The organism is Microbulbifer maximicatervae (SeqCode), assembly GCF_052467305.1.
In genome coordinates this window covers 3,950,469-3,976,326 of record NZ_CP174306.1, presented here as the reverse complement: position 1 = coordinate 3,976,326, position 25,858 = coordinate 3,950,469, and the positions used below count along the sequence as shown (strand labels likewise).

Here is a 25,858-nt window from a genome sequence, read left to right as displayed (position 1 = left end):
TTTGTTGTTAGATACGGATACCTTCGATATCCAGGATCATCTCAACTTTCTGGGAGGCTGGGCCTAGGGATTTGATACCGAATTCTTTCAGCTCGAACTCAGTTGTTCCACTGAAGCCCTGGCGGTAGCCGCCCCAAGGGTCTTTACCGCCACCGATATTGGTAACGTCAATTGTGATTGGCTTAGTGATACCGCGCAGGGTCAGTTCGCCATTTAGACGGGCTTTGCCGTCTTCCAAAGGTTCAAAGCTAGTGCTCTTAAAAGTAGCAGTGGGGAATTTGGCAGCGTCGAGGAAGTCATCGCTGCGCAGGTGCTTGTCGCGCTCAGCGTGATTGCTATTGAGGCTGGTTACATCGATGTCGACATTGATAGAAGATTTTTCCGGCTGCTTTTCATCGTAAAAGAAGGAGCCGTTGAAGTCATCGAAACGGCCGTATAGCCAGCTGTATCCAAGGTGCTTGATACGAAACTGCACAAAAGCGTGAGCCCCTTTGGTGTCGATTTTGTATTCCGCTGCTTGAGCTACAGTCCCCATCAGAGCTGCAATAAGAAATACAGAGAGCTTCTTCATGTCATTTTTTCCTTATTTGGTGGTTGAGAGTGTTGTTTGTACGTGTGAGTGATTGTCTGTAGAACTTTTTACACGGATGCCGATGATTCTGCGCAGTGTGCCGTCACGGTCAATAAAGTGGTGCTTGAGGGCTGCCAAGACATGTGCTGCTACGAGTCCAATCAGGCCCCAGGCAAGGATTTCGTGGATAGATCCCGCAATGTCTTCCTGATTGGGAATTCCTTGTAAGGTTGCAGGGATGCTCACTATGCCGAAGACATCGATAGGGCGGCCATCGGCGGTAGAAATCAGATAGCCGGAAACCATGATTGCCAGTAGTAACAGGTAAATCAGTCCATGAGTGGCGGTGGCGGCAAATTTCTGCCAGTTGGGAGTTTGGGGGTTGCTCGCCGGAGATGGGTTGGCAAAGCGCCAAGCCAGCCTGAAGAGTAGAAACACAAGCAGGATGATGCCTACCCCTTTGTGAATTTCAGGGGCTCGTTGATACCATGGATCGTAGTAGGATAGCTGGCGCATCCACCAACCGAGAATAAAAGTCCCTATGATCGCAAGGGCCATTATCCAATGGAGGACGATGGCTACCCAGCCGTAGCTGGAGGAGCTGTTTTTGGCCTGCACTTCTCTCTCCTATTGGTAGTACGTCACACTTAGATTTGCTAAGTGCCACTAGGGTACAGCCTTTGGGCTCTACCACCAATGGGGAGTTCATGAGTATGGGAAAGGAGTCAAAGGTGTTAGTAGGTAATGCCGCGCTATATCGAGCGCCCCGGAGAGCTTTCGCGCTCGGCCGCCTGAAGGATGCGCTCACAAGATAGCCGATCAAGCGCGGAAGAGCGCTGTGCCAGTTGGTCCGCCAGCCAGCTGGTGGAGTGCTCTTCATCCCCAAGGGCTAGTTGTTCTAGCTGCCAGATAACATTCAGTAGGGTCTCACGCTCAAACCCGGTCTCAACCGCCTGGCTGGTAAACAGATGGGGTTCCAGTTGTTCCAAATCGTTGCGCTTGAGCACTAACTCCGCATAGGTAGGGTACCAGCGGCTGCTAAACGGTTCTGGCCGCTGGTGGTAGTCGAAGGTGATTCGCAGCCGGTTTCCGTCGGCATCTTCCAGAAGCGGGGTGTCATGTTCGTAGGCGGGCAGCGCTGGATTGTTCCGCAAGATATCCACGATGGCGTGCCAGTCACTGGCATTTTCGTAACAGAGCCGGACGGGCTCTACCAGTTCACGGGTCCCCTTGTGATCTTCCAAGGACAGTTTTTGGCCTGGACGGTACCAGTACAGGTTAAGAAGCTGCTCATCGGCCAGGTCTGCAAGATGTGCACTGGTTAGTGGCTCTTCAGACAATGCACTCAGGTGGTCAACGGCCTGCTGTACGCTGAGCCATTGCTTGCGGTGGAAGTGTTGCTTATTACCTGTAATTCCCATTCTATTCTCCCGGCGCAATTCTACGACCTGGAGCCCCAAGTTTAGCAGGATGCAATGCTGCTCCAGTTACTATCGTGCCTTTGCGGCGTGGGAAGATAAAAGTTACTAATTCATGGTTATAGAAAAGGTACAATGGCGCCTTTTCATATCCAGGACATACTGAAAAAATGAGGCCGCTCACCGGGCTGCTGTCACTGGTTTTATCCGTGCAGTTTGCGCTGATGTATCGCCAATAGATTCAGACTATTCAGTCAGAAAATATGGGGTTGAAATGCGTGTTACTCTCCCAGAGTTGCAGCGGTTTGATATTGCCTCTGGCGCGGCTAAAGCCTAGGCGCTCGGCGCATGAATTTATTGTAGTGGAGCAGTTTCCCATGAGCCATAAATATACACAGCCATGTTAATTGCGATAGGCAGCCTGTAGCCCGGATTATGTAAATACACTGATGAGAGCAGAGTCCGCTTAGTTTTTGATAAGTGGATTTCAAGATATTAAAAAAGAAACGGGTAACCTGTGAATATGGCGTGACAGCCTGACCTGTAAGCCCGGAAAATTAAAAGAGCCTTTAGATGTTTAACTTTCTCCCCTCGTTTTTACTGTTGGTCATATCTTCGGTGTTGCTGGCCATTAGCACATTGGTTTGTGCAGCCCCCATACTCTTGTTTTCAGTTTTTAGGTTTATTCTCCCTTTTGCCTTTCTGCAAAAACTTTTCATGGGTTTTTTTATTTCTTGGGCAGAAATGTGGATAACCCTAAATAAAGGCTGGATGAAGCTAACCCAAAGAGTCCAGGTGGATGTACAGGGGATAGAGCATCTCGATCAACATGGATGGTATCTGGTCACAGCGAACCATCAAAGCTGGGTTGATATCTTTATTATGCAGTCGATTTTTAATCGAAGAATTCCATTCCTGAAATTTTTTGTGAAGCAAGAGTTGATCAAAGTTCCTGTGATTGGAATGTGCTGGTGGGCACTCGACTTTCCATTTATGAAGCGTTACAGCAAAGAATTTTTGAAAAAACATCCAGAGATGCGCGGTAAGGATCTTGAAGCGACGAAAAAATCTTGCGAAAAGTTTAAACTAATGCCCACCAGTATTATGAACTTCCTTGAAGGAACAAGGTTTAGCAAAGAGAAGCATCAAAGACAGCAATCGCCTTTCAAACATCTTCTAAAGCCCAAGTCCGGAGGGATTGCTTTTGCAATGCACTGTATGGGTGAGCAGTTGAACCAGCTACTGAATGTCACCATTGTTTACCCTGATGGTATACCTACTTTTAAAGATTTCCTTTCTGGTAAGTTAAAGAAAGTGATTGTTCGTATTGAGAAAGTCCAGTTGCCCAGCCGGTTTTTTGAGAGAGACTACGCAACCGATCAGGAGTTTCGGGTGGAGTTTAATCAGTGGGTAAATGAGTTATGGACTGAAAAGGATGCCCTGATTGATAAACTTTTAACAGAAAGCAGGGCTTAAGTGGGGTTCGTAGAGAGGTTCACTCGTGAGCCTCTCTACTGGCCGAACGTTACTATAGCCAAATAGGGAGCTGAGCCCGGATCTCCTCGGGTTCACAAGCCACCAGATTTTTTCCTGTTTCTCCTGCTATTGTTGCGCGGGTTGGAGATTTCAAGGCATCCCTCAAGCTGCCAACCATATAGGGTTCTGCGACAATATACAGTTTTTCGTACTGGCCCTCCTGTCTTCCCCTCTCCAGGGTATGTGCAATTTCTCTGGCAAAATTCTCACCTTCACGGCGATGTAATCCTGCAGAATTACCTACTGAGTGCCTTCCTTGACCATAGCTGTCGAAAGTGCGTCCGGGCGCATCACTCTCTTGGTCTCTTCCAGAGAGCCGTGATTCTGGATGGAGAAGTGCCTGGATTTCATTGAGATTTCCCGCGCGTTTGTTGGCTTCAAAAATTCGCGCTTGGGACTGGTTAGCCACAAGGACCCATGCTAAGGCCATGAACATATCCTCGTTTAACTGCCTTATTTAATCCTAGTAAATAGCCATATTGGCCACGAGCCCTGGTTGCTTATTGATGGATATGGAGGTGGAAATTCTCTTTAGGTGCACTTGGAAAGGAAGTTTTTAATATTTATATGTACAAAAGAAATATACGACAGCTCTCATATTCAATTTGTAATGGCTTTTATCGGCACTTAATCCCTTCGTTTGTCGCAGTATTTCCTAGACTGTACTCAAGATGTAACAGGCGCAAGACGGACCCTTGAGTTTTCTGGCGCCTTTTGCGGCTTAGCGTAAAAAGAGGTTGTAGATATGAGTCTGATTCCCAGAGGGTCCCTATTGGACCTTGATAATATGTTTGAACAAATGCTCTCACCGACCCGTGCAATCGGATCTGAACGCGAGGGATTTTTTTCTCCGCGTATTGATGTGAGTGAGCGCAAGAATATGTATGAAATTAGCGCTGAGCTGCCGGGAGTGGGTAAGGACGATATCAGTGTAACCCTAGAAAATGGGGTTTTGACCCTTGAAGCTGAGGTGCACCGCGAGGTTAAGGAGAAGAAGGATGGCCGCGTGCTTCGTCAGGAGCGGCGTTACGGCAAGTTCTTGCGAAGTTTCAATCTTGGTGAAGATGTTCGCGAAAGTGAGATTGATGCAAATTTCAAAGATGGGATTCTCACGCTCACGGTACCAAAACATGAGGGGCATCCCCCGCAAAGAAAGCGGATTGAAGTGCACTGATCTATAGGGGGTAAGGGTGATGGGTTTTACCCGTCACTCTCTTTGGCATTTGTCTAAAGAGCTTTGAGGTACCTATGAAAGTTAAACACGCAATGCATGAGGGGGCTACCTGGTGCACCCCGGATACTCCATTACAGGAGTTGGCAAAAATTTTACGAGATGAAGATATTGGTGCAGTGCCGATCGGAGAAAATGACAGGCTTGTAGGAATAGTGACTGATAGAGATATTGTATGTCGCGGTGTGGTTCAGGGGGGTAATCTCAGCTCTTTGTCCGCCCGAGATGTTATGACAGAGGGGATTGAATGGTGCTGGGAAGAGGATGATCTGCTGTCTGCTGTCCACAAAATGGAGCAACAGTTGTTACGGCGAATGCCGGTACTCAATAGTGAAAAGCGTATGGTCGGTATTCTCAGTTTAGGGGATATTACCAGTGCCATCGCCAGCAAGCAGGGTGGGCAGTTCGCAGCAGCGGTCTCCTCGCACCACTGAGTGTGGGACTTAACGCATAATGCTCTTTACAGTCGTCAATCTATATTGGCGGCTGTTGGAAGTTTGAGTGCTCTAGAGTGTCTTGTCCGAAGCCTGTGAATCCCTCGGCAACCTAATGGCTCCATCTACTACTGGGCTGTTGATAGTCTTATTTACTTCCTGTCTGAGCTTGATCATGTTCACGGTCGACCCCGATGTCCGTTAAATGTGATTATTTGGGAGGCGTGAAGGAAGAATCAGTCGTATAATCCCTACTTTTTTTGAGGTTACTTATGGCTGTGACTCAGGAGCAGTTGGCACAACGCAGTGGAAATCAGTGCGAGCTCTGTAAAGCAGAAAATGGCTTGGCGGTTTATGACGTACCCCAGTCAGAGGGCTATCCAGATGCGGCAGTATTATTGTGTCAAACCTGTAGGGACCAGCTGGAAAATCCTGCACAGCTGGAAAGTGCGCACTGGCAGTGTTTGTCGGAGTCTATGTGGAGTACCGAGCCGGCAATTCAAGTGTTGGCATGGCGTATTCTAAAGCGCTTATCTGGCGAGACCTGGGCCCAAGACTTGTTTGACATGTTGTATTTGGATGGCGATTTGCTGGCCTGGGCAGAGGCCGGGGCAATACCAGAGGCTGGTGAGTTGGTGATTCATCGGGATAGTAATGGTGCCCAGTTACAAGCTGGAGATAATGTAGTTATTATCAAAGACTTGGATGTAAAAGGAAGCAGTTTGGTTGCAAAACGGGGAACGGCAGTTCGCGGTATCAGCTTAAGCGATAATCCTGAGCATATCGAAGGACGGGTCGAGGGTCAGAGAATTGTTATTCTGACAAAGTTTGTGAAAAAGAGTGGCTGATAAATATTTCAGAAATAACTTCATTTTCTGAAAAGGGTATCTGCCGGCGGACCCGAAATACTCCCCTGTCCGTCTTAATTATGAAAATAAGAAAGGTATAGTTTACCTTTCTTATTTTTTTGCAAAATATTTCCGCTTTTATCGATTAACTGATAATTTTTAGAGCAAAATACGGTGTAATATTGAAGACGATAATAGCAATTTTGTATTGTGCTAGATATTGAAAATATGCACGGCCTAAATCTTGTTCATTAAGCTCAAATATTCGTGCGTGAATCCTGGTGATCGACTTCCTCAGGCAGACAAGTCCAATAGTTGATAGCAGTAGTATCAATATGTTTATAATCGAAGCCCAGCCTAAAAATAGTGTTAGATTTTCAGTTTCCATGTGAAATTTCCTTGCAGTTCTTTCTCGTATAAACCGATAGTTTTATGAGTAGATAGTGGAAAGTGCCACAATAGTCAGGCACTAGCCTTCAAATAAGTTGCGTTTGTGGATAGGGGTAGTCCCAGTTAGTTGAAGAGCTATGTTATATGATATAGCTATTGTCCGATGCTCATTATTCCTAGACACTGTGTGATAGTGCAAATGAGAGGTTGGCAATATGGTAGCTATAAAACATGAAGCCTATCTATGAAATTCGCAGTGGTGCGCTGGCTGGGTTTAATCTATTGGTGCCACAGCTCGGTGGTCAGTCATCAGATTTTTTAGCGCAAGTGGGGCTTCCTGCGGATTGTACACGTCGTCCAAATATCTTGATCCCCATTGCAACGCTGGTAGACCTCCTTAATTTGTGTTCACGGGACTTGTCCTGTAGTGACTTTGGCTTGCGATTGGCGGGGAAGCAAGGGCTGCGTATGCTGGGCGTCCTTGGTAAGCTGATACTGGAAAGTGAGAATCTATCCAGTGCTTTGACAGTAACTCATCGGTATATGGTGTTACACAACCAGGCGGACCACTGGAAAATTTACCAAACCGATGACTGCTTGATTGCAGAGAGAGTTAATCACTTCCCCGACGCAATTCCCGCGCAACAGTATACTGAACTTTCAGTAGGCGCCGCCTATCGCCTGATACAGGAGATGGTTGGCTCTAAAGTATCTCCCCGCTCTGTTTCATTTCGGCATAAGCCCCAATCTTCGCTGAGTAGTTACCAAAATTTTTTTGGCATTGAGGCTAGTTTTGAGCAAGATCGAGATCGCTTGGTTTTTGATGGATCATTGATGAACTATCCCCTCGCTAAACCCAGCAGCGGTCTTATGAGATATTTTGAGGAGTTTTCCAAGTGCTTATTGGCAGAGCACAAGGGTGATATCAGCCGACAGGTTCAAGTCTTAATCCTTCAAACTCTCGGGGCCCAGCAGCACTCCCTGGAGCAAATTTCTCGCTTACTCGGTATGCCAATGAGAACGCTTCAGCGCCGTTTAAATGAAGCGGGAACCTCCTTTAAGCAGTTGGTACAGGGGGCGCGAATGAAGACTGCTCGCTGGCATCTACGGGCCTCAAGTATTGATGTGGGATTACTATCAGCAAGTTTGGGCTACACCGATATCAGTGCTTTCTCAAAAGCATTTCGAGCCATTCATGGAAGCTCCCCACTGCAGTGGAGGAAGCGACAAGCTATTAATTGTTAATCAATTAAAGGAATTATTTTGAATAATTGTTCAGCGCTACCAATTATTACTATAAGGGTGAGCTTTTAGATTTTTCCTGATTTTACTTCAGCAGCGGCGCTTGGCTTTGCACCAATAATCTTAGGGGACTATGCTGGGCGCCACTGGAACGAATGATGAAAGGCAGAATTGAAAATGAGTGCAGAGACAATCCGTTGTAAAGCAGCTGTAGCTTGGGGGCCTGGGGAGCGTTTGGTTATTGAGGATGTCGATGTTATGCCTCCCCAACGGGGTGAAGTTCGCGTGAAATTACACGCCACCGGCGTTTGTCACACAGATGCGTTCACTTTGTCAGGAGATGATCCTGAAGGGGTATTCCCGGCAATCCTCGGTCACGAAGGTGCGGGTGTTGTTGAATCCGTTGGTGAGGGGGTGACCAGTGTCTCTGTCGGGGATCATGTAATTCCTTTGTATACCCCTGAATGTGGCGAATGTAAGTTTTGTCTCTCTGGAAAGACTAATTTGTGCCAAAAAATCAGGAGCACCCAGGGCAAAGGATTAATGCCTGACGGTTCGACACGTTTTTCGGTGAATGGGAAACCCATTTTCCATTATATGGGATGCTCTACTTTTTCTGAGTACACAGTCCTTCCTGAGATATCTGTGGCCAAAATTAATCCCGAAGCCCCCTCAAATGAGGTTTGTTTGCTGGGCTGTGGTGTTACTACGGGAATGGGAGCCGTTACCAATACAGCCAAGGTTGAGCCGGGTTCCTGTGTGGCAATTTTTGGTTTGGGTGGAATTGGTTTATCCGCAGTGATCGGAGCCAAGATGGCTGGCGCCTCACGAATTATTGGTGTCGATATTAATGAGGACAAATTTGCGCTGGCGAAGAAACTGGGGGCCACTGAGTGTATTAACCCCAAGGCTTACGATAAGCCTATCCAAGAGGTTATCGTAGAGCTTACCGATGGCGGAGTGGATTATTCTTTTGAGTGTGTGGGTAATGTTAACCTGATGAGAGCTGCCTTGGAGTCTTGCCACAAAGGATGGGGGGAATCCATTATTATTGGAGTGGCAGGTGCGGGACAGGAAATCAGTACACGCCCATTCCAGTTGGTTACAGGGCGGGTTTGGAAGGGATCAGCATTCGGCGGTGTAAAGGGGCGCTCTGAATTGCCTTCTTTCGTAGAGCGTTACCTGGCTGGAGAATTTAAATTGAATGACTTTATTACTCACTCAATGCCCCTTGAGCAAATAAATGATGCCTTCGATTTAATGCACGAAGGTAAAAGTATTCGCAGTGTTATTCATTTCCAGCAGGCTTGATAGGAACACTTAAAATGTCGATTGAATTGGTTGGCAGTACTAAATCTTTTGACGGTTTGCAGCAGCGTTACCGACATAAATCCAGCACGCTCAACTGTTCTATGGTCTTCTCCATTTTTTTACCACAGGATGCAGAGGGGAATACACAGAGGAAATATCCTGTTGTTTATTGGCTATCGGGCTTGACGTGCACGGATGAAAACTTCAGTCAAAAGGCTGGTGCTCAGAGAGTCGCTGCAGAGTTAGGGATTATCTTAGTGATACCCGATACGAGCCCCAGAGGAGACGATGTGGCGGATGACCCGGGTTATGATCTGGGGCAGGGGGCTGGTTTTTATGTAAATGCGACTCAAGAACCCTGGAAGCAGCATTATCAAATGTATGACTACATCGTGGATGAACTTCCAAGCCTGGTAGAACTTCATTTCCCCACCAATGATCGACGCGGGATTTGCGGACATTCTATGGGCGGGCACGGTGCCCTGGTCATCGGTCTGCGAAACCCCAAGCGATATCAATCAATTTCTGCTTTTAGTCCAATTTGTAATCCTATTGCTTGCCCTTGGGGAGAAAAGGCGCTGGGAACTTACTTGGGAGCTGATCCCAAGAGCTGGGAGCCATATGACGCAACAGTGCTAATGGGGCGCGCTGTAGAGAAAACGCCGATTTTGGTTTCTCAGGGAGAACAGGATGAGTTTCTTGAGGAGCAGCTGAGACCACATTCCCTGCAAACAGCTGCCGAAGCCAGTGATTATCCTCTTCGGATAGAGCACCATGCAGGCTACGATCACAGTTACTATTTCATCGCTTCATTTATTGAGGAGCACTTAAGGTTCCATGCAGACTCATTGTTGAGCAGACATATATATTAGGCTGGATAAATTACGGACTAGTGAAGTTAGCCCCTCAGTTGAGGGGCTGTTTGGGCAAAGGGCTTTGCGCCCTGGCAAGTTGCTATGTATAAAGCGATACGAGCAGAATACATAGAGCCAAAGTGAGAGGCGTAAGCTTATCGTGCAACCGCCCGACACTCGCCAATAATTTCAGCTCTGTTCTGGTCAAAAGTTTGTTCGATCAGGAACCAGCCATTGGGACAGAAGCCACTTTCGGCTAGCAAGAGTTCCATTCTCTGCCGGGCAACTTTCTTCACATCTCCAGAATTGGCGCCGCCGGGACCGCCACTGCCGCTGGGACCACCACTACCCTTACCGCCGCCGGGACCACCACCGGGACCACCGCCACCCGGACCTCCACGCCTACTGTCTTGGCCCTTGGGACCAGCCCCAATGGTTGCCTTGTAGGTAAAGCGACGATGGCCCAGTTCAGTGATGTCAGTGACAAATGATTCAGTGGTGGGGATCTCTGGTGTAGAGCTACAGCCAGCAGCGATCAAAATCACAGCTGCAGATGCAAAGAGATGAACCTTCATTATTGTTACCCCGTATTTTGATAAAAGCTTTAGTCAGACATTAGCTAACCACAAATGTTGGTTAAGCAGAGTAAACATTTGTAAAGGGGGGCAATAGCAGCAGGATTGTTTGTGCTCAAACCCAAAACTGTAAGGTACTGCATGTCCCGGAAGGTTCCGTTGTAGAATCCTCAATAGTTTGCTCTATCCACAATATAGCTGCATTTTTTAGAGGGTTTCCGATAAATTTGAGATACTTCTGGTGATCAGAACAAGTCCCAAAGAAAAGCTATGGTTTATCTGGATGCCATTTAGGCCGACTCTTAAGGAAGCCGGAGATAATATGGAATTAATCAGAGTTTTCTAAATAATACCCTTGGTAGCAAAGTGGTACGTGAATTGCCAACAATACTTAATATAAAGAGTTTTCCTATGAAACAAGCACTGCTTGCATTACTTGGATGCACTTTTGCAGGAATATGTTCTGCAGAGTCACTCAGCATTGAACGGTTATTCTCCGACCCGGCTCTGGGTGGTACTGCTCCCCGTGCGCTGGAATATTCACCTGATGGGCAGCGCGTAACTTTCCTCAAAGGTAGAGCTGAAGATTACAACCGTTACGATCTTTGGGAGTACAACCTGAAAGACGGTCAGTCCCGAATTTTGGTCAATTCCGATAGCTTGCACAGCGGTAGTGAAACTCTTTCGGATGAGGAAAAGGCAAGACGGGAGCGCCAGCGAATTTATGGTAGTGGAATAATGGAGTACAGCTGGTCCGAGGATGGTCGGTCTCTGTTGTTCCCTTTGGCCGGCGATATTTACTATTACGATCTCAAAGACCGTTCTTCGCGTCGACTGACTGAAACGGAAACCTTTGAAACCGATGTAAAGGTCTCTCCCGAGGGGCACTTTGTTTCGTTTATTCGCAACCAAAATATCTATATTGTCGATCTGAAAACCGGTAGGGAAAAGCAGCTAACCAGCGACGGAAAAGATCATATTAAAAATGGAATGGCTGAGTTTGTTGCCCAGGAGGAAATGGACCGGATGACCGGTTATTGGTGGTCTCCTGATGATCGGCATATTGCTTTCCTGCAAGTTGATGAGTCGCCAGTTGATCAGGTAACCCGTAGCGAAATCTATGCGGATCGTATCGAAATGATACAGCAACGTTACCCCGCTGCTGGGCGTGCGAACGCAAAAATCCGACTTGGCCTTATAGATATTGATTCGGGGGATATCCGTTGGGTCAACCTGGGAGATAATCAGGATATTTATATTCCCCGAGTAAAATGGGCCCGTGATCACCTGTTAACTTTCCAGTGGCAATCTCGAGACCAGCAAAAGTTAGAGCTTCGTGCTTACAATCTCAATACGGGAAAAACCCGAACGCTCCTTACCGAGTCCAGCGATACCTGGGTTAACCTGAGCCATGATCTCCACTTTTTGGAAAATAGCGATGCTTTTATTTGGTCATCGGAGAGGGATGGCTTCAAACACCTGTATAAATATGATTTTGGCGGCGGATTACAGGCACAATTGACTAAGGGAGATTGGGTGGTTGACGAGTTAGAGGCTGTTGATGAGCAGGCTAACCGTTTGTATTTTACCGCACGGAAAGATACTCCAATCGAGAGGCATCTCTATGCAGTCTCCCTGCAGGGGGAGAGCGACATTAAGAGAATTTCACAGCGTAGTGGTATGCACTCTATCGAATTTTCTGAGGATGCCTCTGGATATATTGATAAATTTTCCAGCGTTACCACGCCCCCTCAGGTGAGCCTGCACAGCAGCCCAGGGACCAGAGTTACCTGGCTTGAGCAGAATGCTGTAAATCGTGATCACCCTCTCTATCCTTTTAAAGATCAATGGATCACTCCGGAATTTGGCAGTATTGAGGCGCCCCATGGCCAGGAGCTTTTCTACCGCTTGTACAAACCTGCTAATTTTGATGCGAAGAAAAGTTACCCGGTAATGGTGTTTGTCTATGGTGGTCCACACGCTCAGGTGGTTACCAATAGCTGGGATAAACTATTCAACCAGTATATGGCCCAACAGGGTTATATTGTTTTTTCCCTAGATAATCGTGGTTCAGCAAACCGCGGTACCGCTTTTGAGAATCCTATCTTTAAGAATATGGGATCTCCTGAAGTGGAAGATCAAATTACCGGCGTTGAATTCCTGCGCACCCTGCCTTACGTTGATAAAAATAAAGTAGGCATCTTCGGCCACAGCTACGGTGGTTACATGGCACTGATGAGTATGTTCAAAGCCGGAGACTACTTTAAGGCGGGGGTATCGGGTGCGCCGGTTACGGACTGGACGCTGTATGATACTCATTATACTGAGCGTTATATGGGCAATCCAACCAAGGATATGGATGCCTATGAGGCATCTTCTGTGTTTCCCTATGCGAAGGGCTTACAAGGTGATCTGCTGATTTATCATGGTATGGCGGATGACAATGTGTTGTTTACCAATACCACCAAACTCATAAAACAGTTGCAGGATAACGGCCAACAATTTGAACTGATGACTTATCCAGGCAAGAAGCATAGCTTGCGCGGTAAGCAGACTCGCATCCACCAATACAGCATGATCAAGCGCTTTTTTGATCGGTATTTAAAGGGGCAGGATTAAAAATTAAATAATCTCCCAGAAGAAAAAAACCGAGGCTAGCCTCGGTTTTTTTCTTTATTGAGGTATATGACCCCTAAGACTGAGGCTGATCAACCCGATCCAAATTCATTACTTTGGTCCAGGCCAGCACAAAATCATTTACAAACTTGTCAGCGCTATCACTGGAAGCATAAACCTCTGCGACTGCCCTTAATTCAGAGTTTGAACCAAAAATCAGATCTACAGGTGTGGCTGTCCACTTTGCCTGGCCACTTTTGCGATCTTTTCCTTCATAGATACCCTCTGATTTTGCCGACTTGGACCAGACAGTAGACATATCGAGCAGGTTCACAAAGAAATCATTCGTCAGTGTGCCGGGGTGCTGAGTAAGTACACCATTCTGTGAGGAGTCGGTATTTGCATTAAGTGCCCGCATTCCTCCAACCAGAACAGTCATTTCAGGCACACTTAGGGTTAACAGACTGGCTTTATCAACTAATAACTCTGTAGGGGTTCTTCCATAACCATCGCCAAAGTAGTTGCGGAAGCCATCGGCCAGAGGTTGTAGTACCGCAAAAGAATTAACATCTGTTTGTTCCTGGGAAGCATCGGTGCGTCCAGGCTTGAAAGGGACCTGAATTTTATGTCCGCCTTGCTCTGCAGCTTTTTCAATGGCTGCTGCGCCCCCAAGTACAATGATATCTGCCATTGAGATTTTTTTGCCCCCGGATTGGGAACTGTTAAATTCCTGCTGGACTTTTTCCAGCGATGCCAGGACTTGTGATAGTTCAGTGGGATCATTTACCGACCAGTCTTTTTGGGGTTTCAGGCGAAGACGGCCACCATTGGCGCCACCGCGAAAATCTGAACCACGGAAGGTAGAAGCTGAGGCCCAGGCAGTCCTCACCAGATCGGGAACGCTAATGCCCGCCGCCAGTATTTTTGCTTTGAGAGAATCTATATCCCGGCTGTCAATTAGAGGGTGATCAACTTTGGGGATAGGGTCTTGCCAAATTAAATCTTCTTCAGGCACCTCCGCTCCCAAATAGCGCGCACGAGGGCCCATATCCCGATGAGTCAACTTGAACCAGGCTTTGGCAAAGGCGCGTTGAAACTCTTCCGGATTTTCCTGAAACCGCCTGGCAATTTCTTTGTAGCTGGGATCGAACTTAAGGGATAAATCCGTGGTAAACATGATGGGGGCATGGCGCTTGTTCTTGTCGAATGCATCGGGCACCAGATTTGCCGCGCTCTGATCATCGGGAATCCACTGAACGGCACCAGCTGGACTTTTTGTTTTGACCCAATTGAATTTAAACAGGTTGTCCAGATACTGCTGGCTCCAATTGATTGGGGCGGCAGACCAGGCCCCTTCCAGGCCGGATGTCATTGTGTCGTCGGCATTTCCTTTCCCACACTTATTTTTCCAGCCAAGCCCCTGTTGCTCTATCGGGGCGGCGGCGGGCTCTGGGCCGAGGCAATCAGCTTTCACTGCACCGTGAGCCTTACCAAAGGTATGGCCTCCGGCAATCAAGGCTACTGTCTCTTCGTCATTCATCGCCATGCGGGCAAAAGTTTCGCGGATATCTGTGGCGGCAGCCACCGGATCGGGATTGCCATTGGGTCCCTCAGGGTTGACATAAATAAGCCCCATTTGCACTGCGCCAAGAGGTTTGTCCAACTCCCGGTTGCCGGTGTAACGCTCATCCGCCAGCATCTTGGTTTCGGGCCCCCAATAAACCAGGTCGGGCTCCCAGTCATCCTGTCGCCCCCCGGCAAATCCGTACGTAGGGAATCCCATGGACTCCAGAGCTACATTGCCGGTTAGCACCATAAGATCAGCCCAGGACAATTTGCGCCCATATTTTTGTTTGATGGGCCAGAGTAGACGGCGGGCTTTATCCAGGTTGGCATTATCAGGCCAGCTGTTGAGGGGATCGAAACGCTGTTGACCACCACGGGCACCACCGCGACCATCACCGATCCGGTAGGTGCCTGCGCTGTGCCAGGCCATTCGGATCATAAATGGGCCGTAATGACCGTAGTCTGCGGGCCACCAGTCCTGTGAAGTTTTGAGCTGAGTTTCGATGTCCTGTTTTACCGCTTTAAGGTCCAGGGTTTGGAATTCGGTAGCGTAATCAAAGTCGTCACCCATTGGATTGGATCTGGGGGAGTGCTGTCTGAGCGGGCGTAGGTCGAGTTGGTCTGGCCACCAGAACCTATTGGACTTTGGTTGCCCTTCAACTGCGCCCTCAAGAATGACGGGATCAGTCACCACTTCCTCATTGGTGTCTGCGGCATAGAGTGGCGCGGTTATAAACAATGAGACTATTAAAGCGGCACAACTACGATTATATTTTATTAGCATCGAAAGTGTCTCCGTACGATCGTTGATACATCCTTCGTTTCACTATTACTCATCGTAATGATATAGGCGACTTGCTGCGATTTAGTAAGGTTACTTTCGGTTTACGATAGCACCTGATTCATCTATCCAGCAGATAGTATAGCGGGTAAATAGTATAAGAATTTACCGGTATAAGGATTAAAAGTAATCAATAAGGTAAATTAAAAACTTAATAACCAAGCCTATTTGTTGAGTGGCGATATGGGCTGGTGTAGTTTTATTTATAGGGTGTTTTGTCTGGGGCCTATTGCATTATTATGTGGGTGTCGTTTGGTGGAATATATAGGTTGTGGGTTATATGACTCCGGGAATTGCCTTATTAAAAAAGAATAATATCAGTCACAAGGTTCATGAGTATAGACACGACTCTTCAAGTGATTCTTACGGTTTGGAAGCATCACAAAAATTGGGAGTTGCTGAGGAGAGAGTGTTTAAAACGTTGGTAGTTGCGCTGGGCAATAAAAAGTTAGTTGTTGGTGTTGTTCCGGTTTCGACGATGCTTAACCTGAAACTTATTGCAAGAGCTGCCGGGGCAAAGAAGGCGATAATGGCCGCTCCAGCTGATGTAGAGAGATCAACAGGTTATGTTTTGGGGGGCGTTAGCCCGCTTGGGCAAAAAAAGCGCTTGAAGACTATCCTTGATCTATCGATTCAAAATCACTCAACCATTTTTGTGAGTGCTGGCCGTAGGGGACTGGAAATAGAATTAAGTCCAGATGACCTGATAAAGGCTGTCGATGGCAATCTAGCTAAAATTTGTGAGTAACTGAGCCGGGCAGTTCCTGATGTGAGGGTTTATTAGCTTCAAGGTGAATAGCTATTGCCTTCTCAAAAGTAGTGCATGAAGAAATCAGTAAGTTAGTTGTTATTGAAACTGGGCTCTCCCTGGGGAGAGCCCAAAAAGTATTAATTACAGAGTGTCTGCATTGTCAGGAGAGGGCTCTGTCCACTCTCTTTGGAGCTTATATCGAGGCCATTAATGCCTCCCTCTGAAGCGATCACCAGGCCGTGATTACTAGCGTTGAGCCAGCGGTCCACTATACCGGAGGCTCCCAGGTCAATGAGGTGTCGACCAGTAGAAGAGGGCGTAAAGCTACCCACCTGAAGCCCAAGAATCGAGCTGCCGCCAACAGAGTCCCATGTAGCGGATTCCTCTTGCCAGCTTTGTGTCGCCATATATATGCCATAGCTGTTGCTGGATGTATTGATGACATTCAGTTCGAGTGTCGCATCAATATATTGCTGACAACTTAAATCGGATAAATCGAAGCGAATCAGGCTATACATTGTGCCGTAGATCAAATCGCTACCATCGGCGAGAAGTCCATCGCTGTCACCATCGAAATTGTCATCTTCCTTTCTGGAGGAGATAAAGACATCATCTGAGGCAACTTGGGATATCTTTTCGCTGACAGTGTCACTGCAGTCTGCAACCACCTTGAGGGCTGGTGCAATACCGGTTTCCTTTGATGAGATATCTACGCCATTGCTTCCATTTTGCGCGGCGATGACCATCCCGGTATTTTCAGCGTTTAGCCAGTCTTCCAGAATACCAGAAGAGCTTAAATCCAGGGTTAGGGTTCCAGTGGATGAAGGAATAAAGCTGGCTGCCAATTGTGAAAGCACTCCCGATCCGCCGACTGAATCCCAAGTGACTGATTCTTCGTCCCAGTCAGATTCGGCCAGGTAAATTCCATAATCGTTGGTGGAGCGGTTGCTAATATTTAATTCAAGCTTAACTGAATTTATTGCTGAACAATTGGCGATATTGGAGAGGTCAAATTTGATTAATGAGTAGAGAGTTCCGTAGGTACTATCGCTACCATCTGCCAGTAGCCCGTCTGAGTCACTGTCGAAATTACTGGATGAATAGCGGGAAGAGATAAAGGCATCATCTGCTACGGGTAGGGTTACCTCGCCGTTGTCACTGCTATCCTCGACAATGACACTCCTGCCAACACTATTTTGTGCAAGAACCATAGATTTGCCAATTCGGTTGGCACTCCACCAGTTAATGTCCTCTGGTAAAGCAAGGGGGTCATTGGCGCGATCTTCACGGGTCAGGATACTGGCGCTGTCGTCAAATTGGGCCGTGCGGACGCTCAGCTCATCAGGACTAACTTGTATCACTTTAAACTGCTGGATGCTGGCCATATCGATGGTCCAAAACTTGGCATCATTGGCGGAACGGGCCGGAGCCCCCCAACTGCCTTCACCCACATAGACAGTGCCTCCGGTATCACTGGTAGAAAAATCACTATTGCCCGGGGCGACGACTTCAGTGAGCTTGGTCAGGTGGGTATCTGATTCGACCACTAGGTTCATGGCGTAGTCATAAAATGGCTCTGCCCACCAATTGAATAATGTGGGGTTATCGGACTTGCCACTGTAATGGGGGAACATGGGCTTGTGGTATTGGGCAAAACGCCAATTGCTGTAGGCGCCACTTGTAGCTAAATCATCTTCCAGCCAGTTGTTCATAGCCGTTGCATAAGATGACCAGCCACTTTCCTGAAATTGGCTGTTTAGGGTGTAGACGCGTAAGAGGGGGGAAATCTGTACGGCGCCGTAAGTATCGCTGGGGCTACAGCTACTATCTGCATTGAAGTCGACTCCAAATACCTGGCAAATAGTGGAGTAGTTGTCATCTTCATGATTTCCATGGGTGGGAATTAAGGGGTAAATGCGTTGGTAGCTATACCCATCAATTTCATCGCTGGAATAAGTCAGGGTCCAGTCTTGTAAAAACTCATCCATCTCTGATGCGCTGTTGGCGTTAGTAAAATCGCCGCCGTGCATAACAGCCAGCGGACGGATCTTAGCCAGCAGTGCATTCCCCTCGCGCCGGGTTGTGTGTCCGGTGCGGGTATCGCCTCCAGCAATAATCACAAATGGGGACTCATCGTCAGGTGCAGTTTTAAACCAGAAACGATCGCCACAGCCATCCTGGTCACAGATCCGGTAATAAACCTCTGAATTCGGTGTCAGGTTTTCCAGTCTTACAAAGTAGCTATTTAAGCTACCGTCGAACGTAGCTGCGGTATCAACTGATCGACTGCTCCAACTATTTTCATTGGTTGAGTAGCCAAAATTGATATAAGGGTTATTACTATTACCGTCCGGTGAAAATCCAATGACAGCACTGGTAGAGGCATCGCCATCCCAGGCCAATCTGTGATATTTGGTCGCTGAGTTGGCATCAATTGCCAAACATAGAGTCGAGAAAGCAAAAGCAGTGCTTAAGAACCGTCTCATGGGGGATTCCTGTAAGTAGTGGTTATTATCTGAAGGCGCTGCAATTTGAAAGGTTAGTTGTGAAAGCTGGATGCAGCGCGCCGGAATTATTCGGGATTATTATTACAGGCGGTTGAATGGTTGGAGACTAAGCGTACAAAAGCGGCGTTTCTATAAGGAATTGTGATAGTTTCTGCGTTCATGAAATTAACTGCCCCCGCCCCTGTTTTCAGGTACTGGTAAACATCGTATAAAGGCCTGTCAAAATTACGGGTCCAGTAATCTCCCCTTTGAGTTTTCGGGAAATATTCAGTCGCAATTAGAGGCCTGCCAGATTTACTCTCCTGCAGGATAATGGATCGTAACTCTGTAATATCGGGGAGCCTCCAATTTTGCGTTGCACACAATTTCTGTTGATTGGTATTGCGAATCAGATCCTCGGTATCACACCGCTCTTCTTCAAAATAACAATCTCCATTATTTTCTATACCTTCTTCATATTGATACCACGAGTAGGTCCACCTTCCATCGTGAATTCCTTCGTCGTCGGTTTTTACTTCCCAAAGAAGCCCTGTATCGGTGTCGCAGATACAGGACCAGGGGCCTGCCCAAGCCTCGATAGGCTCCCCATTTTTATCAATTTTAACTAAGTGGTATTCCCTTGGCAGAGGTTGTGATGGTTGGTGCAGTATGACTGCACAGACCGTGATTGCAGGAAAAATGAATACCCAAAATATGCGCACAAACATTATTGATCTGGCAACTTGATTTTGACGGGGAGGGCGTGGCGAGTGTGGGCGATTTGCGAGTGATCAAAGGCAGAAACCCAGAGGCAAATACCGTCATTTATTGCTACATCTAATGCTGATCCAGTATCTAATTTTCGCACCATCTCCATAGACCAGTAGCCGTCCTGCCAAACAGCATAGGCCCTGACATCGGCACGATCTCCCTCAAAGCGATTTGAGGTATAGAGGACTGAAGGCATAATCGTATTGATAGGATAATTGTCATCTTCAGCCGTGTATGGCTGGTAATCAAACCAGGAAATAGTCCAATCGCTCTTTGTATCCTCGTTTTGATATGGCGTCAGGCTGGAGGGACTTTTGGGTAGTCGTTTTGGTGTAACGTTTTTTGAGGAGTACCACTTCCAGTTCATTAAGTATGCCCCGGACTCTTTGCCATCCTGGAGATATCCTGCGGTATAGCGGCGAGCTCCTGGCCTTACAATATCAGGCTTGCCAATATAATTGTCATCTGCCAAGTGCATTTTATTGGTTCTTACTGCTTTCCAGTGCCAGAGATCGTGTATTTCATCGGATGAGCTGTAGTGGTAGCCCTTGCCATGCCAATTTGCGGGCAACTGTGCTGATGGTTTGCGGCCCAGGTGAGAGGTTCCCGAAGCACCGAAATCACAGGAATTGGAAAGCAGGATGGCAAACTTATCTTCATAGTGACGGGTTTCATTAAAATTTTGAAAACCTTGCTGTTGTATTTCCCAGCCAGAACCAATTTTTTTCAGTGGTAGGTGTTTCAGGCTTTCAGTGGGATCTTCCCAAGTGATATGAAAAAATATTTCCTGTTGGTTATGCAAGGCTCTCAAGTTGACGGTTGAGCTACCATCAATAAAGTTAGCACCTCCGTCAGTATGGATTTTAAGTGATATGGCTGAGGACCATGCGGATTCTTGGGGGATGCCATCTATGTTTATAAAGGTTTCCGGACTTATTTTCTCAACTGTAAGATCGTGGTAACTGTTATTTGTAACAATAATCCAAAGTAATAAAGTGATACAGCCGGTAGATAAGTAGGTAAAAATTGAAGTTCGATAGCCCGATCGAGCATTGGGAAGTAAATAACTCAAAGTCTTCAGGCCATAGGTTGTTAGGTAAACGCCAGCGTGAAGGAATATATAGAGTAAGATCGCAAAAGCACTATAAAAGTGTGCCTGGCGAAAGATAGAAGGATTACCGGAACCAATAAATAAAATCCAGCCACTTAAGATCATGAGTGTTAAAAAAAATGAGCCAATGCGTGTTACTACTCTATGGTAGCTAATTGATGTTTTATTAGCTTCGCTGGATGAGTTTGTATTTTTTAATTTAATTGTTACTTTATAGAATAAGTAACAGAGAAGGATGGTTGAAGTAACAATTGCGACAAAGAAGTGAATATCATGAATCTGTCCCTGGGGTAAAAGTTCTTCGATATTTCCAATACTTGGCTTAGTCAAGGTGGAGATACGGAGCCCCGTTAGCAGACTACATAAAACTGCAACAATGGCCACGCTGTGCAGAATTATCCAAAGAGTACTCTTCGGTTGTTTGGCCATGGGAGTATTCCAAAAGGGTTTAGGCTAGTAAAAAAGTGTGGCATTTATATTAATTAAAATAGACTACATTCTGCTGATGGAGTCACGGCGCCTAAAAAATGAGGAATGCGCTGCGCTGTAGTAACGCATAAAGGATGAATGCCGATTCCGAGCTTACCGAGATATAATCACAGCGAGTCTCAGTTGTAGAGTCTCCTTTCCGCCTGACCCAATAGTGTACTACTCAGTATTTTGACCTGTTCAGAAAAAATAGCGGGATAACTTATTCTTGTTGGTATTCGGCATTCTGTAACTACTCATGCAGCTGACACTTATTCAGGCTTTCACTTTTCTCCAAATCTTCCGATATGGCCATAAGTTTCGGGTGGTCACTTCTCCAGTCAAAATCTTCATGGCGAAAATCAAGATAGGATAGTGCTGAGCACAAGTTAATATGTGGCAAGCTAAGACTGGCGGGTAATCGATCCAGGTGCTTTTCCAGGTAATCTAGAGATCTCTCAATAGCACTGAAGTAGCGCTGCCACCAAAAATCAGACCTGAGTTCTTCCCGTGCGCGCAGCTTTTCCATTTGCAGATGCACTGCTGCGTCCATTAATCCAGAGCTGATACTGTGAAAAGTATACAGATCCCAATTGTTGTCCAGTGGTGCAGATAAGTGACCATCCCCTAAGCTTTTATCAAGAAATGCACAGATGACTTCGCTGTCAATGATCGAGGAGCCATTATCCAGGGTTAGACAGGGGACTTTTCCCAAGGGGTTGCTGGAAATAAGTTCGTCGTCATTGTGAAAGGGGTGAGAGAAATGCTCTGTTACCACAGAGTGCAGGCGCTGTTCTTGCACAACAATGCGCGCCTTGCGCGCAAAGGGGGAGGAAAAGGTCAAGTACAGTTGCATAGGCCAAGCTCTTTTAGGCTGCGTGCCCTTTCAGCAACTGCAGTGACCGCCAGTGCTGCTACGAGCAACTGTTAACGCGTACTTTAGTGATGTGTAATCACTGAAGTAATGCGGTTATAGAGGTGCTGTTTTAAGTAGGCTCTCTGTTTTTTGAGGCTGGAATAGTGATCGTCGTCGGTGCCAATACCACTATCCTGAAGGCCTCTTATTTGTTTATCCAGTTTGCTGTAGATGTCGTTTTCAAGTTTGAATTGAATATCGTCTTCGATGAGCTGCTTGATTGTGTCTGCATATTCTGGGAAATCCACCGAGAGCTCGTGTGAAGCAATGGGCATAAGGGACCTCCACAATCGATATTAGTTAATGAAGTGTAGGTTCAGTCTTGCCAGTCACAAAAATGCAATTCTAGCGCTGCTTCCCTTAATCAACATAGTTATAAAGTGAAGTTAATATAAGTCTGTATATAGCCATTTGATATATATAAAAGTTGAAGCTATTTTATTAGCAAATATTTTTTACCCTCTTTTTTTTGATTATTGGTAATTGTTAGTCAGGTGAGGCTTAAACAGAGGGCTGGGTGGAAATGACGGGCACAAAAAAGCCCGACAATTACTTGTCGGGCTTTTTTGTTAGCGGTTCTGCTACTGGGCTTAGGCCGAAGCCTCCAGTGGGGCAAAGCGCAATTGGCGCCTCTGCAAAAGCTCACCGAGGTAGAGTTTTAAGTAGGCTGCAGCGGCCCGCTTCCCCTCTGCTGCGGAGTCTTCTGTTATTTTCCCAAAGCGGGAATAAGACTGGGAGCAGAAAGAGTCGTTAATGTTGATGGCACACATAAACCGGTCTCGCCAATCCTGAGAGGGTGGTAACTCAAACTCCCGAGACAGGTTCTTGATCAGAGTATCTGCCAGGCGCCAATTGTTTTCCATTTGTAGTTGGCGTAATGCCCAACTGGACTGAGGTCCAAAATGTACTTTTAGTGCCGCGAGATTCTCTTCATAGTAGCCGCGCACAAGGTCGCACAGCTGATTAAGCATATCCTGCCAGCTTTCTGACGGAGAAAAATCCGAATGGCCCAATACTACGTCACCGAAAGACTTATAGTGACGCTCGGCCAGGGCGGTTAAGCTGGCATCTACACTTGGGAAGAAATGATAAACAGACGCTGCTGGAACACCTGCAACCTGACTAAGGTTTGCGAGGCTAATATCCGTAGAGTCTTGTTCAGTAATTAATACTTCAAGGGCGTCAAGAAGCTTTTCATACTTCTCCCGACCATTTTTGCGTTGTGGTTTGCGCGGACTGGCGGTGTCGCGCCGGCTGATTGCTCGTCGATCGATTTGGTTCAAACTACCTCCCCCTTTAGACAAGCGGTACTGGCCATGGGCTAGCATACGCTTTACTTCCATGTAAAAAATTGTCTTTTGGAATTGATTATTATAATCGTACCAAATTCGGGCGAGCAAGAAGAACTTGTTTGATTTGTGGGGTAGTTCCATCTTAATTAATTAAATTCGGCTAACAGGTATTTCTGCCAGCCGAATGGAAATGCAGCTAGTGATAATGTAGCTCTGTCGCCTTTCCTCGGAAGACGTAATAAGAGAAAACGGTATAGGCGAGGATGACGGGAACCACTATTACCGCACCCACAAGAATAAATTTTAATGAGGCGGTGGCACTGGCTGCCTGCCAAATATTTAGTTCGCCGGGAACAATATCAGGGAAAAAGCTGAAGGCCAGGCCGATAAAGCACATCAGGAAAATAACGACGACCGTAAAAAAAGGAACCGCTTTATGTCTATCTGCAGGCTTAGGCATTCTCGCCAATAGAACATCATTGGAGACAAAGGCAATAAAGCACAGGGTGGGGACGAGTAGTACAAACATAACCAGAGGGTAGGTAAACCATCGGTCGAATACTGTTGGGTTTACCAGTGGATTGATGGCCGATACTGCAACCACCCCAAGCAGGGTGGCCCGCCCTGCGTAACGGGTCCATGTGGTCGCTCGTTTTTGCAGCTCCGACTCGGTTTTAAGAACCAGCCAGGCGCCGCCAATATAGGCGTATGCGGCGGTAACTCCCAGAGCGCTGAGTGCTGAAAAAAGCTGTGCAGACCAGTCGGGCTTAAAGCCAATCACGTACTGTCCTAGCATGTACCCCTGCGCAAGGCTGGTAATAATAGACCCGGCTTTAAAGGTTCGATCCCAGGTTAGCTTTTTGTCGATGGCAGCCTTGGCACGAAAGTCGAATGCCACTCCTCGCATGATTAGCCCGACCAGCATAATCGCAGCTGGTATATATAGGTGCATTAGCACCAGGTTGTGTGCGATTGGGAATGCAATCAGGAGCAAACCGATTGCTAGTACCAGCCAGGTTTCGTTGGCATCCCAAAAGGGGCCAATGGATGCGATCATGGTATCCCGCTGCGATTCCTCCTCTTCTCCCATGGGGAGCAAAATGCCCACACCAAGATCGTAGCCATCCAGAATTGCGTAGACTATTACCGCCAGGCCCATAAGGGCGACAAAGGCGACAGGCAGCCAATAGGCCGCTGCAGAAGCGCTACCGGTCATTTGCCTTCTCCCTTGTCATTTTTCTCGGTATCTTTTGGGCGGTTGGTTAAGCTAGTGCCGGCGAATAGTTCCTGAGTTTCAAACTCCTCGACTTTTACAGACTTCAGGGCCATCACTTTCAGGGTTCTTATGTACGCATAGAGCAATATCACGTAGACAACCAGATAAAGGGTTAGGGAAAAACCGACATGAGAAGGTGGTACTGGAGTAACAGCGTCGGCGGTTTTCAGTACTCCTGTTACGAGCCAGGGTTGGCGTCCAATTTCTGTGACATACCAACCGGCCAAAGTGGCTATCCAGCCGGAGAATGTCATCGCGACCAGGGTTTTGAGCATCCAGCGAGGCAGCTCACCTTTACGCAATAGATAGACCCCTCCCCAAGCGGTTAGCAGCATCAATATTCCTATGCCGACCATAATGCGGAAGGCGAAAAATACGGGGGCTACCGGTGGGTGATTATCGGGGAATTCATTTATTCCCTTGATCTCACCATCCCACTCATGGGTTAGGATAAGGCTGGCCATCTTGGGAATGCCGATCGCCAAATGGTTGGTTTTTTCTTCTCCATCGGGTATCGCAAATAACAGCAGGGGCGCACCGCGCTCTGTTTCCCAGACTCCCTCCATTGCGGCGACTTTTTGCGGTTGGTGCTCAAAAGTGTTGAGTCCGTGTAAGTCACCCACATAGATTTGAATCGGAATAAAGATGGCAGCGAGAATCAGTCCTGTTTTAAGGGCGAGCCGGGGCGCGCGTTTGGGGTCTCCTTTAAGAATCCGATAAGCGGAAATCCCCGCAACAAAGAAAGATGCCGTCAAACCCGAAGCCAGCAGCATATGTGTAAGTCGGTAGGGGAAAGAGGCGTTAAAGATAATTTCCATCCAGCTTGCCGGGTAGGCGACTCCATCCCGTAAATCGAATCCGGCAGGTGTTTGCATCCAGGAGTTGAGAGCAATAATCCAAAAAGCGGATAGAGTGGTTCCTGTTGCCACAATAAAGGCAGATAAAGTATGTATTTTGCTTGGCACCTTATTAATGCCAAACAACATAATGCCGAGAAAGGTTGCTTCGAGAAAGAATGCAGTAAGTACTTCGTATCCGAGAAGCGGGCCGGCGATATTGCCGACCTGGGCCATAAAGCCGGGCCAGTTTGTTCCGAACTGGAATGACATGGTGATGCCACTCACTACGCCGAGAGCAAATGTCAGGGCAAAGACTTTTACCCAAAAACGATATGCGCGCATCCAGACCGGATTATTAGTTTGGTCGTAGCGTAATTTAAAAAAGAAAACGATCCACGCGAGTGCAATGGTGATTGTTGGAAATAGAATATGAAAGCTGATATTTGCGGCAAACTGTATCCTGGAAAGGATCAGGGTATCTAGCATGAGAGCCTCTGCTGGTCTGAGATCTTTGA

24 protein-coding genes are annotated in these 25,858 nt (G+C 47.1%); 9 read left to right on the top strand and 15 right to left on the bottom strand.

What is annotated here, in order from left to right; genetic code table 11:
- Positions 1 to 7: 7 nt before the first annotated feature.
- The 3 genes from ACJJI4_RS17430 to ACJJI4_RS17420 all read right to left on the bottom strand — a co-directional run bounded on the left by ACJJI4_RS17430 (position 8) and on the right by ACJJI4_RS17420 (position 1,992).
- A complete protein-coding gene (locus ACJJI4_RS17430) occupies positions 8 to 571 on the bottom strand; it encodes a YceI family protein (RefSeq protein ID WP_282931220.1) in 564 nt (187 codons plus the stop codon).
- A gap of 12 nt (positions 572 to 583) precedes the next feature.
- The gene (locus ACJJI4_RS17425) at positions 584 to 1,189 is read right to left on the bottom strand and encodes a cytochrome b (protein ID WP_444925934.1); all 606 of its coding nucleotides are present in this window, start codon (positions 1,187 to 1,189) and stop codon (positions 584 to 586) included.
- 134 nt (positions 1,190 to 1,323) lie between these two features.
- On the bottom strand, positions 1,324 to 1,992 hold the full coding sequence (locus tag ACJJI4_RS17420) for a hypothetical protein (protein WP_413663348.1): 669 nt from the start codon (positions 1,990 to 1,992) through the stop codon (positions 1,324 to 1,326).
- A 570-nt stretch (positions 1,993 to 2,562) separates the two neighbouring features.
- On the opposite strand from ACJJI4_RS17420, the gene yihG reads away from it, so the two are divergent.
- Positions 2,563 to 3,465, top strand: a complete 903-nt coding sequence (yihG, locus tag ACJJI4_RS17415; RefSeq protein WP_444918205.1) for a 1-acylglycerol-3-phosphate O-acyltransferase, YihG family — start codon at positions 2,563 to 2,565, stop codon at positions 3,463 to 3,465.
- Positions 3,466 to 3,517: 52 nt separating this feature from the next.
- Here the strand turns inward: yihG and ACJJI4_RS17410 are convergent, their stop codons facing one another.
- Complete coding sequence (locus tag ACJJI4_RS17410) at positions 3,518 to 3,955, bottom strand: host attachment protein (RefSeq protein ID WP_282931224.1); 438 nt, start codon at positions 3,953 to 3,955, stop codon at positions 3,518 to 3,520.
- 315 nt (positions 3,956 to 4,270) lie between these two features.
- Here ACJJI4_RS17410 and ACJJI4_RS17405 point away from each other — a divergent pair, with 315 nt between their 5' ends.
- The 3 genes from ACJJI4_RS17405 (at position 4,271) to ACJJI4_RS17395 (ending at position 6,038) form a co-directional block, all read left to right on the top strand.
- Positions 4,271 to 4,699 carry an Hsp20/alpha crystallin family protein gene (locus ACJJI4_RS17405; RefSeq protein ID WP_282931225.1) on the top strand — a complete coding sequence of 143 codons (429 nt, stop codon included), beginning with the start codon at positions 4,271 to 4,273 and terminating at the stop codon, positions 4,697 to 4,699.
- 74 nt (positions 4,700 to 4,773) lie between these two features.
- On the top strand, positions 4,774 to 5,190 hold the full coding sequence (locus ACJJI4_RS17400; RefSeq protein WP_108734525.1) for a CBS domain-containing protein: 417 nt from the start codon (positions 4,774 to 4,776) through the stop codon (positions 5,188 to 5,190).
- A 272-nt stretch (positions 5,191 to 5,462) separates the two neighbouring features.
- Positions 5,463 to 6,038 (top strand): PhnA domain-containing protein, encoded by a 576-nt coding sequence (locus ACJJI4_RS17395; protein WP_282931227.1) that lies wholly within the window; start codon positions 5,463 to 5,465, stop codon positions 6,036 to 6,038.
- Between the two features lie 145 nt (positions 6,039 to 6,183).
- Here the strand turns inward: ACJJI4_RS17395 and ACJJI4_RS17390 are convergent, their stop codons facing one another.
- Complete coding sequence (locus ACJJI4_RS17390; RefSeq protein ID WP_444911533.1) at positions 6,184 to 6,426, bottom strand: DUF6868 family protein; 243 nt, start codon at positions 6,424 to 6,426, stop codon at positions 6,184 to 6,186.
- Positions 6,427 to 6,659: 233 nt separating this feature from the next.
- Here ACJJI4_RS17390 and ACJJI4_RS17385 point away from each other — a divergent pair, with 233 nt between their 5' ends.
- The 3 genes from ACJJI4_RS17385 to fghA all read left to right on the top strand — a co-directional run bounded on the left by ACJJI4_RS17385 (position 6,660) and on the right by fghA (position 9,853).
- Positions 6,660 to 7,673 (top strand): AraC family transcriptional regulator, encoded by a 1,014-nt coding sequence (locus ACJJI4_RS17385; RefSeq protein ID WP_444918204.1) that lies wholly within the window; start codon positions 6,660 to 6,662, stop codon positions 7,671 to 7,673.
- Positions 7,674 to 7,847: 174 nt separating this feature from the next.
- Positions 7,848 to 8,981: an S-(hydroxymethyl)glutathione dehydrogenase/class III alcohol dehydrogenase gene (locus ACJJI4_RS17380; RefSeq protein ID WP_444896077.1), complete on the top strand. Its 1,134-nt coding sequence runs from the start codon at positions 7,848 to 7,850 to the stop codon at positions 8,979 to 8,981.
- Positions 8,982 to 8,995: 14 nt separating this feature from the next.
- Complete coding sequence (fghA, locus tag ACJJI4_RS17375) at positions 8,996 to 9,853, top strand: S-formylglutathione hydrolase (RefSeq protein WP_444892043.1); 858 nt, start codon at positions 8,996 to 8,998, stop codon at positions 9,851 to 9,853.
- A gap of 137 nt (positions 9,854 to 9,990) precedes the next feature.
- Here the strand turns inward: fghA and ACJJI4_RS17370 are convergent, their stop codons facing one another.
- On the bottom strand, positions 9,991 to 10,410 hold the full coding sequence (locus ACJJI4_RS17370; protein WP_444925933.1) for a hypothetical protein: 420 nt from the start codon (positions 10,408 to 10,410) through the stop codon (positions 9,991 to 9,993).
- Between the two features lie 411 nt (positions 10,411 to 10,821).
- Here ACJJI4_RS17370 and ACJJI4_RS17365 point away from each other — a divergent pair, with 411 nt between their 5' ends.
- Positions 10,822 to 13,029, top strand: coding sequence for a S9 family peptidase (locus tag ACJJI4_RS17365; protein WP_444925932.1), 2,208 nt, complete (start codon positions 10,822 to 10,824; stop codon positions 13,027 to 13,029).
- Positions 13,030 to 13,102: 73 nt separating this feature from the next.
- Here the strand turns inward: ACJJI4_RS17365 and katG are convergent, their stop codons facing one another.
- Positions 13,103 to 15,376: a catalase/peroxidase HPI gene (gene katG / locus ACJJI4_RS17360; protein WP_282931233.1), complete on the bottom strand. Its 2,274-nt coding sequence runs from the start codon at positions 15,374 to 15,376 to the stop codon at positions 13,103 to 13,105.
- A gap of 337 nt (positions 15,377 to 15,713) precedes the next feature.
- On the opposite strand from katG, the gene ybaK reads away from it, so the two are divergent.
- Complete coding sequence (gene ybaK, locus ACJJI4_RS17355; protein WP_282931234.1) at positions 15,714 to 16,181, top strand: Cys-tRNA(Pro) deacylase; 468 nt, start codon at positions 15,714 to 15,716, stop codon at positions 16,179 to 16,181.
- A 140-nt stretch (positions 16,182 to 16,321) separates the two neighbouring features.
- Here the strand turns inward: ybaK and ACJJI4_RS17350 are convergent, their stop codons facing one another.
- The 8 genes from ACJJI4_RS17350 to ACJJI4_RS17315 form a co-directional block, all read right to left on the bottom strand.
- Positions 16,322 to 18,670 (bottom strand): DNRLRE domain-containing protein, encoded by a 2,349-nt coding sequence (locus ACJJI4_RS17350; protein WP_444925931.1) that lies wholly within the window; start codon positions 18,668 to 18,670, stop codon positions 16,322 to 16,324.
- A gap of 86 nt (positions 18,671 to 18,756) precedes the next feature.
- Positions 18,757 to 19,398, bottom strand: a complete 642-nt coding sequence (locus ACJJI4_RS17345; protein ID WP_282931237.1) for an Lcl C-terminal domain-containing protein — start codon at positions 19,396 to 19,398, stop codon at positions 18,757 to 18,759.
- On the bottom strand, positions 19,398 to 20,981 hold the full coding sequence (locus ACJJI4_RS17340; RefSeq protein WP_444925930.1) for an ethylbenzene dehydrogenase-related protein: 1,584 nt from the start codon (positions 20,979 to 20,981) through the stop codon (positions 19,398 to 19,400). The genes ACJJI4_RS17345 and ACJJI4_RS17340 overlap by 1 nt, the downstream gene beginning before the upstream one ends.
- A gap of 292 nt (positions 20,982 to 21,273) precedes the next feature.
- Positions 21,274 to 21,876, bottom strand: coding sequence for a glutathione S-transferase N-terminal domain-containing protein (locus tag ACJJI4_RS17335; RefSeq protein WP_444911526.1), 603 nt, complete (start codon positions 21,874 to 21,876; stop codon positions 21,274 to 21,276).
- Positions 21,877 to 21,959: 83 nt separating this feature from the next.
- Positions 21,960 to 22,211 (bottom strand): HP1242/YdcH family protein, encoded by a 252-nt coding sequence (locus tag ACJJI4_RS17330; protein WP_282931240.1) that lies wholly within the window; start codon positions 22,209 to 22,211, stop codon positions 21,960 to 21,962.
- Positions 22,212 to 22,526: 315 nt separating this feature from the next.
- Positions 22,527 to 23,279, bottom strand: coding sequence for a TetR/AcrR family transcriptional regulator (locus ACJJI4_RS17325; protein ID WP_444896086.1), 753 nt, complete (start codon positions 23,277 to 23,279; stop codon positions 22,527 to 22,529).
- 145 nt (positions 23,280 to 23,424) lie between these two features.
- Positions 23,425 to 24,444, bottom strand: coding sequence for a cytochrome d ubiquinol oxidase subunit II (cydB, locus tag ACJJI4_RS17320; RefSeq protein WP_444918195.1), 1,020 nt, complete (start codon positions 24,442 to 24,444; stop codon positions 23,425 to 23,427).
- Entirely contained in the window at positions 24,441 to 25,829 is a 1,389-nt protein-coding gene (locus ACJJI4_RS17315; RefSeq protein WP_444896088.1) for a cytochrome ubiquinol oxidase subunit I, read from the bottom strand. Before ACJJI4_RS17315 ends, cydB begins: the two co-directional genes overlap by 4 nt.
- Positions 25,830 to 25,858 lie beyond the last annotated feature (29 nt).

Bases quoted from the DNA above. Each gene is read 5' to 3' on its own strand.
- ACJJI4_RS17430 (WP_282931220.1), bottom strand. From the start codon at position 571: ATGAAGAAGCTCTCTGTATTTCTTATTGCAGCTCTGATGGGGACTGTA.
- ACJJI4_RS17420 (WP_413663348.1), bottom strand. From the start codon at position 1,992: ATGGGAATTACAGGTAATAAGCAACACTTCCACCGCAAGCAATGGCTC.
- yihG (WP_444918205.1), top strand. From the start codon at position 2,563: ATGTTTAACTTTCTCCCCTCGTTTTTACTGTTGGTCATATCTTCGGTG.
- ACJJI4_RS17410 (WP_282931224.1), bottom strand. From the start codon at position 3,955: ATGGCCTTAGCATGGGTCCTTGTGGCTAACCAGTCCCAAGCGCGAATT.
- ACJJI4_RS17405 (WP_282931225.1), top strand. From the start codon at position 4,271: ATGAGTCTGATTCCCAGAGGGTCCCTATTGGACCTTGATAATATGTTT.
- ACJJI4_RS17400 (WP_108734525.1), top strand. From the start codon at position 4,774: ATGAAAGTTAAACACGCAATGCATGAGGGGGCTACCTGGTGCACCCCG.
- ACJJI4_RS17395 (WP_282931227.1), top strand. From the start codon at position 5,463: ATGGCTGTGACTCAGGAGCAGTTGGCACAACGCAGTGGAAATCAGTGC.
- ACJJI4_RS17390 (WP_444911533.1), bottom strand. From the start codon at position 6,426: ATGGAAACTGAAAATCTAACACTATTTTTAGGCTGGGCTTCGATTATA.
- ACJJI4_RS17385 (WP_444918204.1), top strand. From the start codon at position 6,660: ATGAAGCCTATCTATGAAATTCGCAGTGGTGCGCTGGCTGGGTTTAAT.
- ACJJI4_RS17380 (WP_444896077.1), top strand. From the start codon at position 7,848: ATGAGTGCAGAGACAATCCGTTGTAAAGCAGCTGTAGCTTGGGGGCCT.
- fghA (WP_444892043.1), top strand. From the start codon at position 8,996: ATGTCGATTGAATTGGTTGGCAGTACTAAATCTTTTGACGGTTTGCAG.
- ACJJI4_RS17370 (WP_444925933.1), bottom strand. From the start codon at position 10,410: ATGAAGGTTCATCTCTTTGCATCTGCAGCTGTGATTTTGATCGCTGCT.
- ACJJI4_RS17365 (WP_444925932.1), top strand. From the start codon at position 10,822: ATGAAACAAGCACTGCTTGCATTACTTGGATGCACTTTTGCAGGAATA.
- katG (WP_282931233.1), bottom strand. From the start codon at position 15,376: ATGCTAATAAAATATAATCGTAGTTGTGCCGCTTTAATAGTCTCATTG.
- ybaK (WP_282931234.1), top strand. From the start codon at position 15,714: ATGACTCCGGGAATTGCCTTATTAAAAAAGAATAATATCAGTCACAAG.
- ACJJI4_RS17350 (WP_444925931.1), bottom strand. From the start codon at position 18,670: ATGAGACGGTTCTTAAGCACTGCTTTTGCTTTCTCGACTCTATGTTTG.
- ACJJI4_RS17345 (WP_282931237.1), bottom strand. From the start codon at position 19,398: ATGTTTGTGCGCATATTTTGGGTATTCATTTTTCCTGCAATCACGGTC.
- ACJJI4_RS17340 (WP_444925930.1), bottom strand. From the start codon at position 20,981: ATGGCCAAACAACCGAAGAGTACTCTTTGGATAATTCTGCACAGCGTG.
- ACJJI4_RS17335 (WP_444911526.1), bottom strand. From the start codon at position 21,876: ATGCAACTGTACTTGACCTTTTCCTCCCCCTTTGCGCGCAAGGCGCGC.
- ACJJI4_RS17330 (WP_282931240.1), bottom strand. From the start codon at position 22,211: ATGCCCATTGCTTCACACGAGCTCTCGGTGGATTTCCCAGAATATGCA.
- ACJJI4_RS17325 (WP_444896086.1), bottom strand. From the start codon at position 23,279: ATGGAAGTAAAGCGTATGCTAGCCCATGGCCAGTACCGCTTGTCTAAA.
- cydB (WP_444918195.1), bottom strand. From the start codon at position 24,444: ATGACCGGTAGCGCTTCTGCAGCGGCCTATTGGCTGCCTGTCGCCTTT.
- ACJJI4_RS17315 (WP_444896088.1), bottom strand. From the start codon at position 25,829: ATGCTAGATACCCTGATCCTTTCCAGGATACAGTTTGCCGCAAATATC.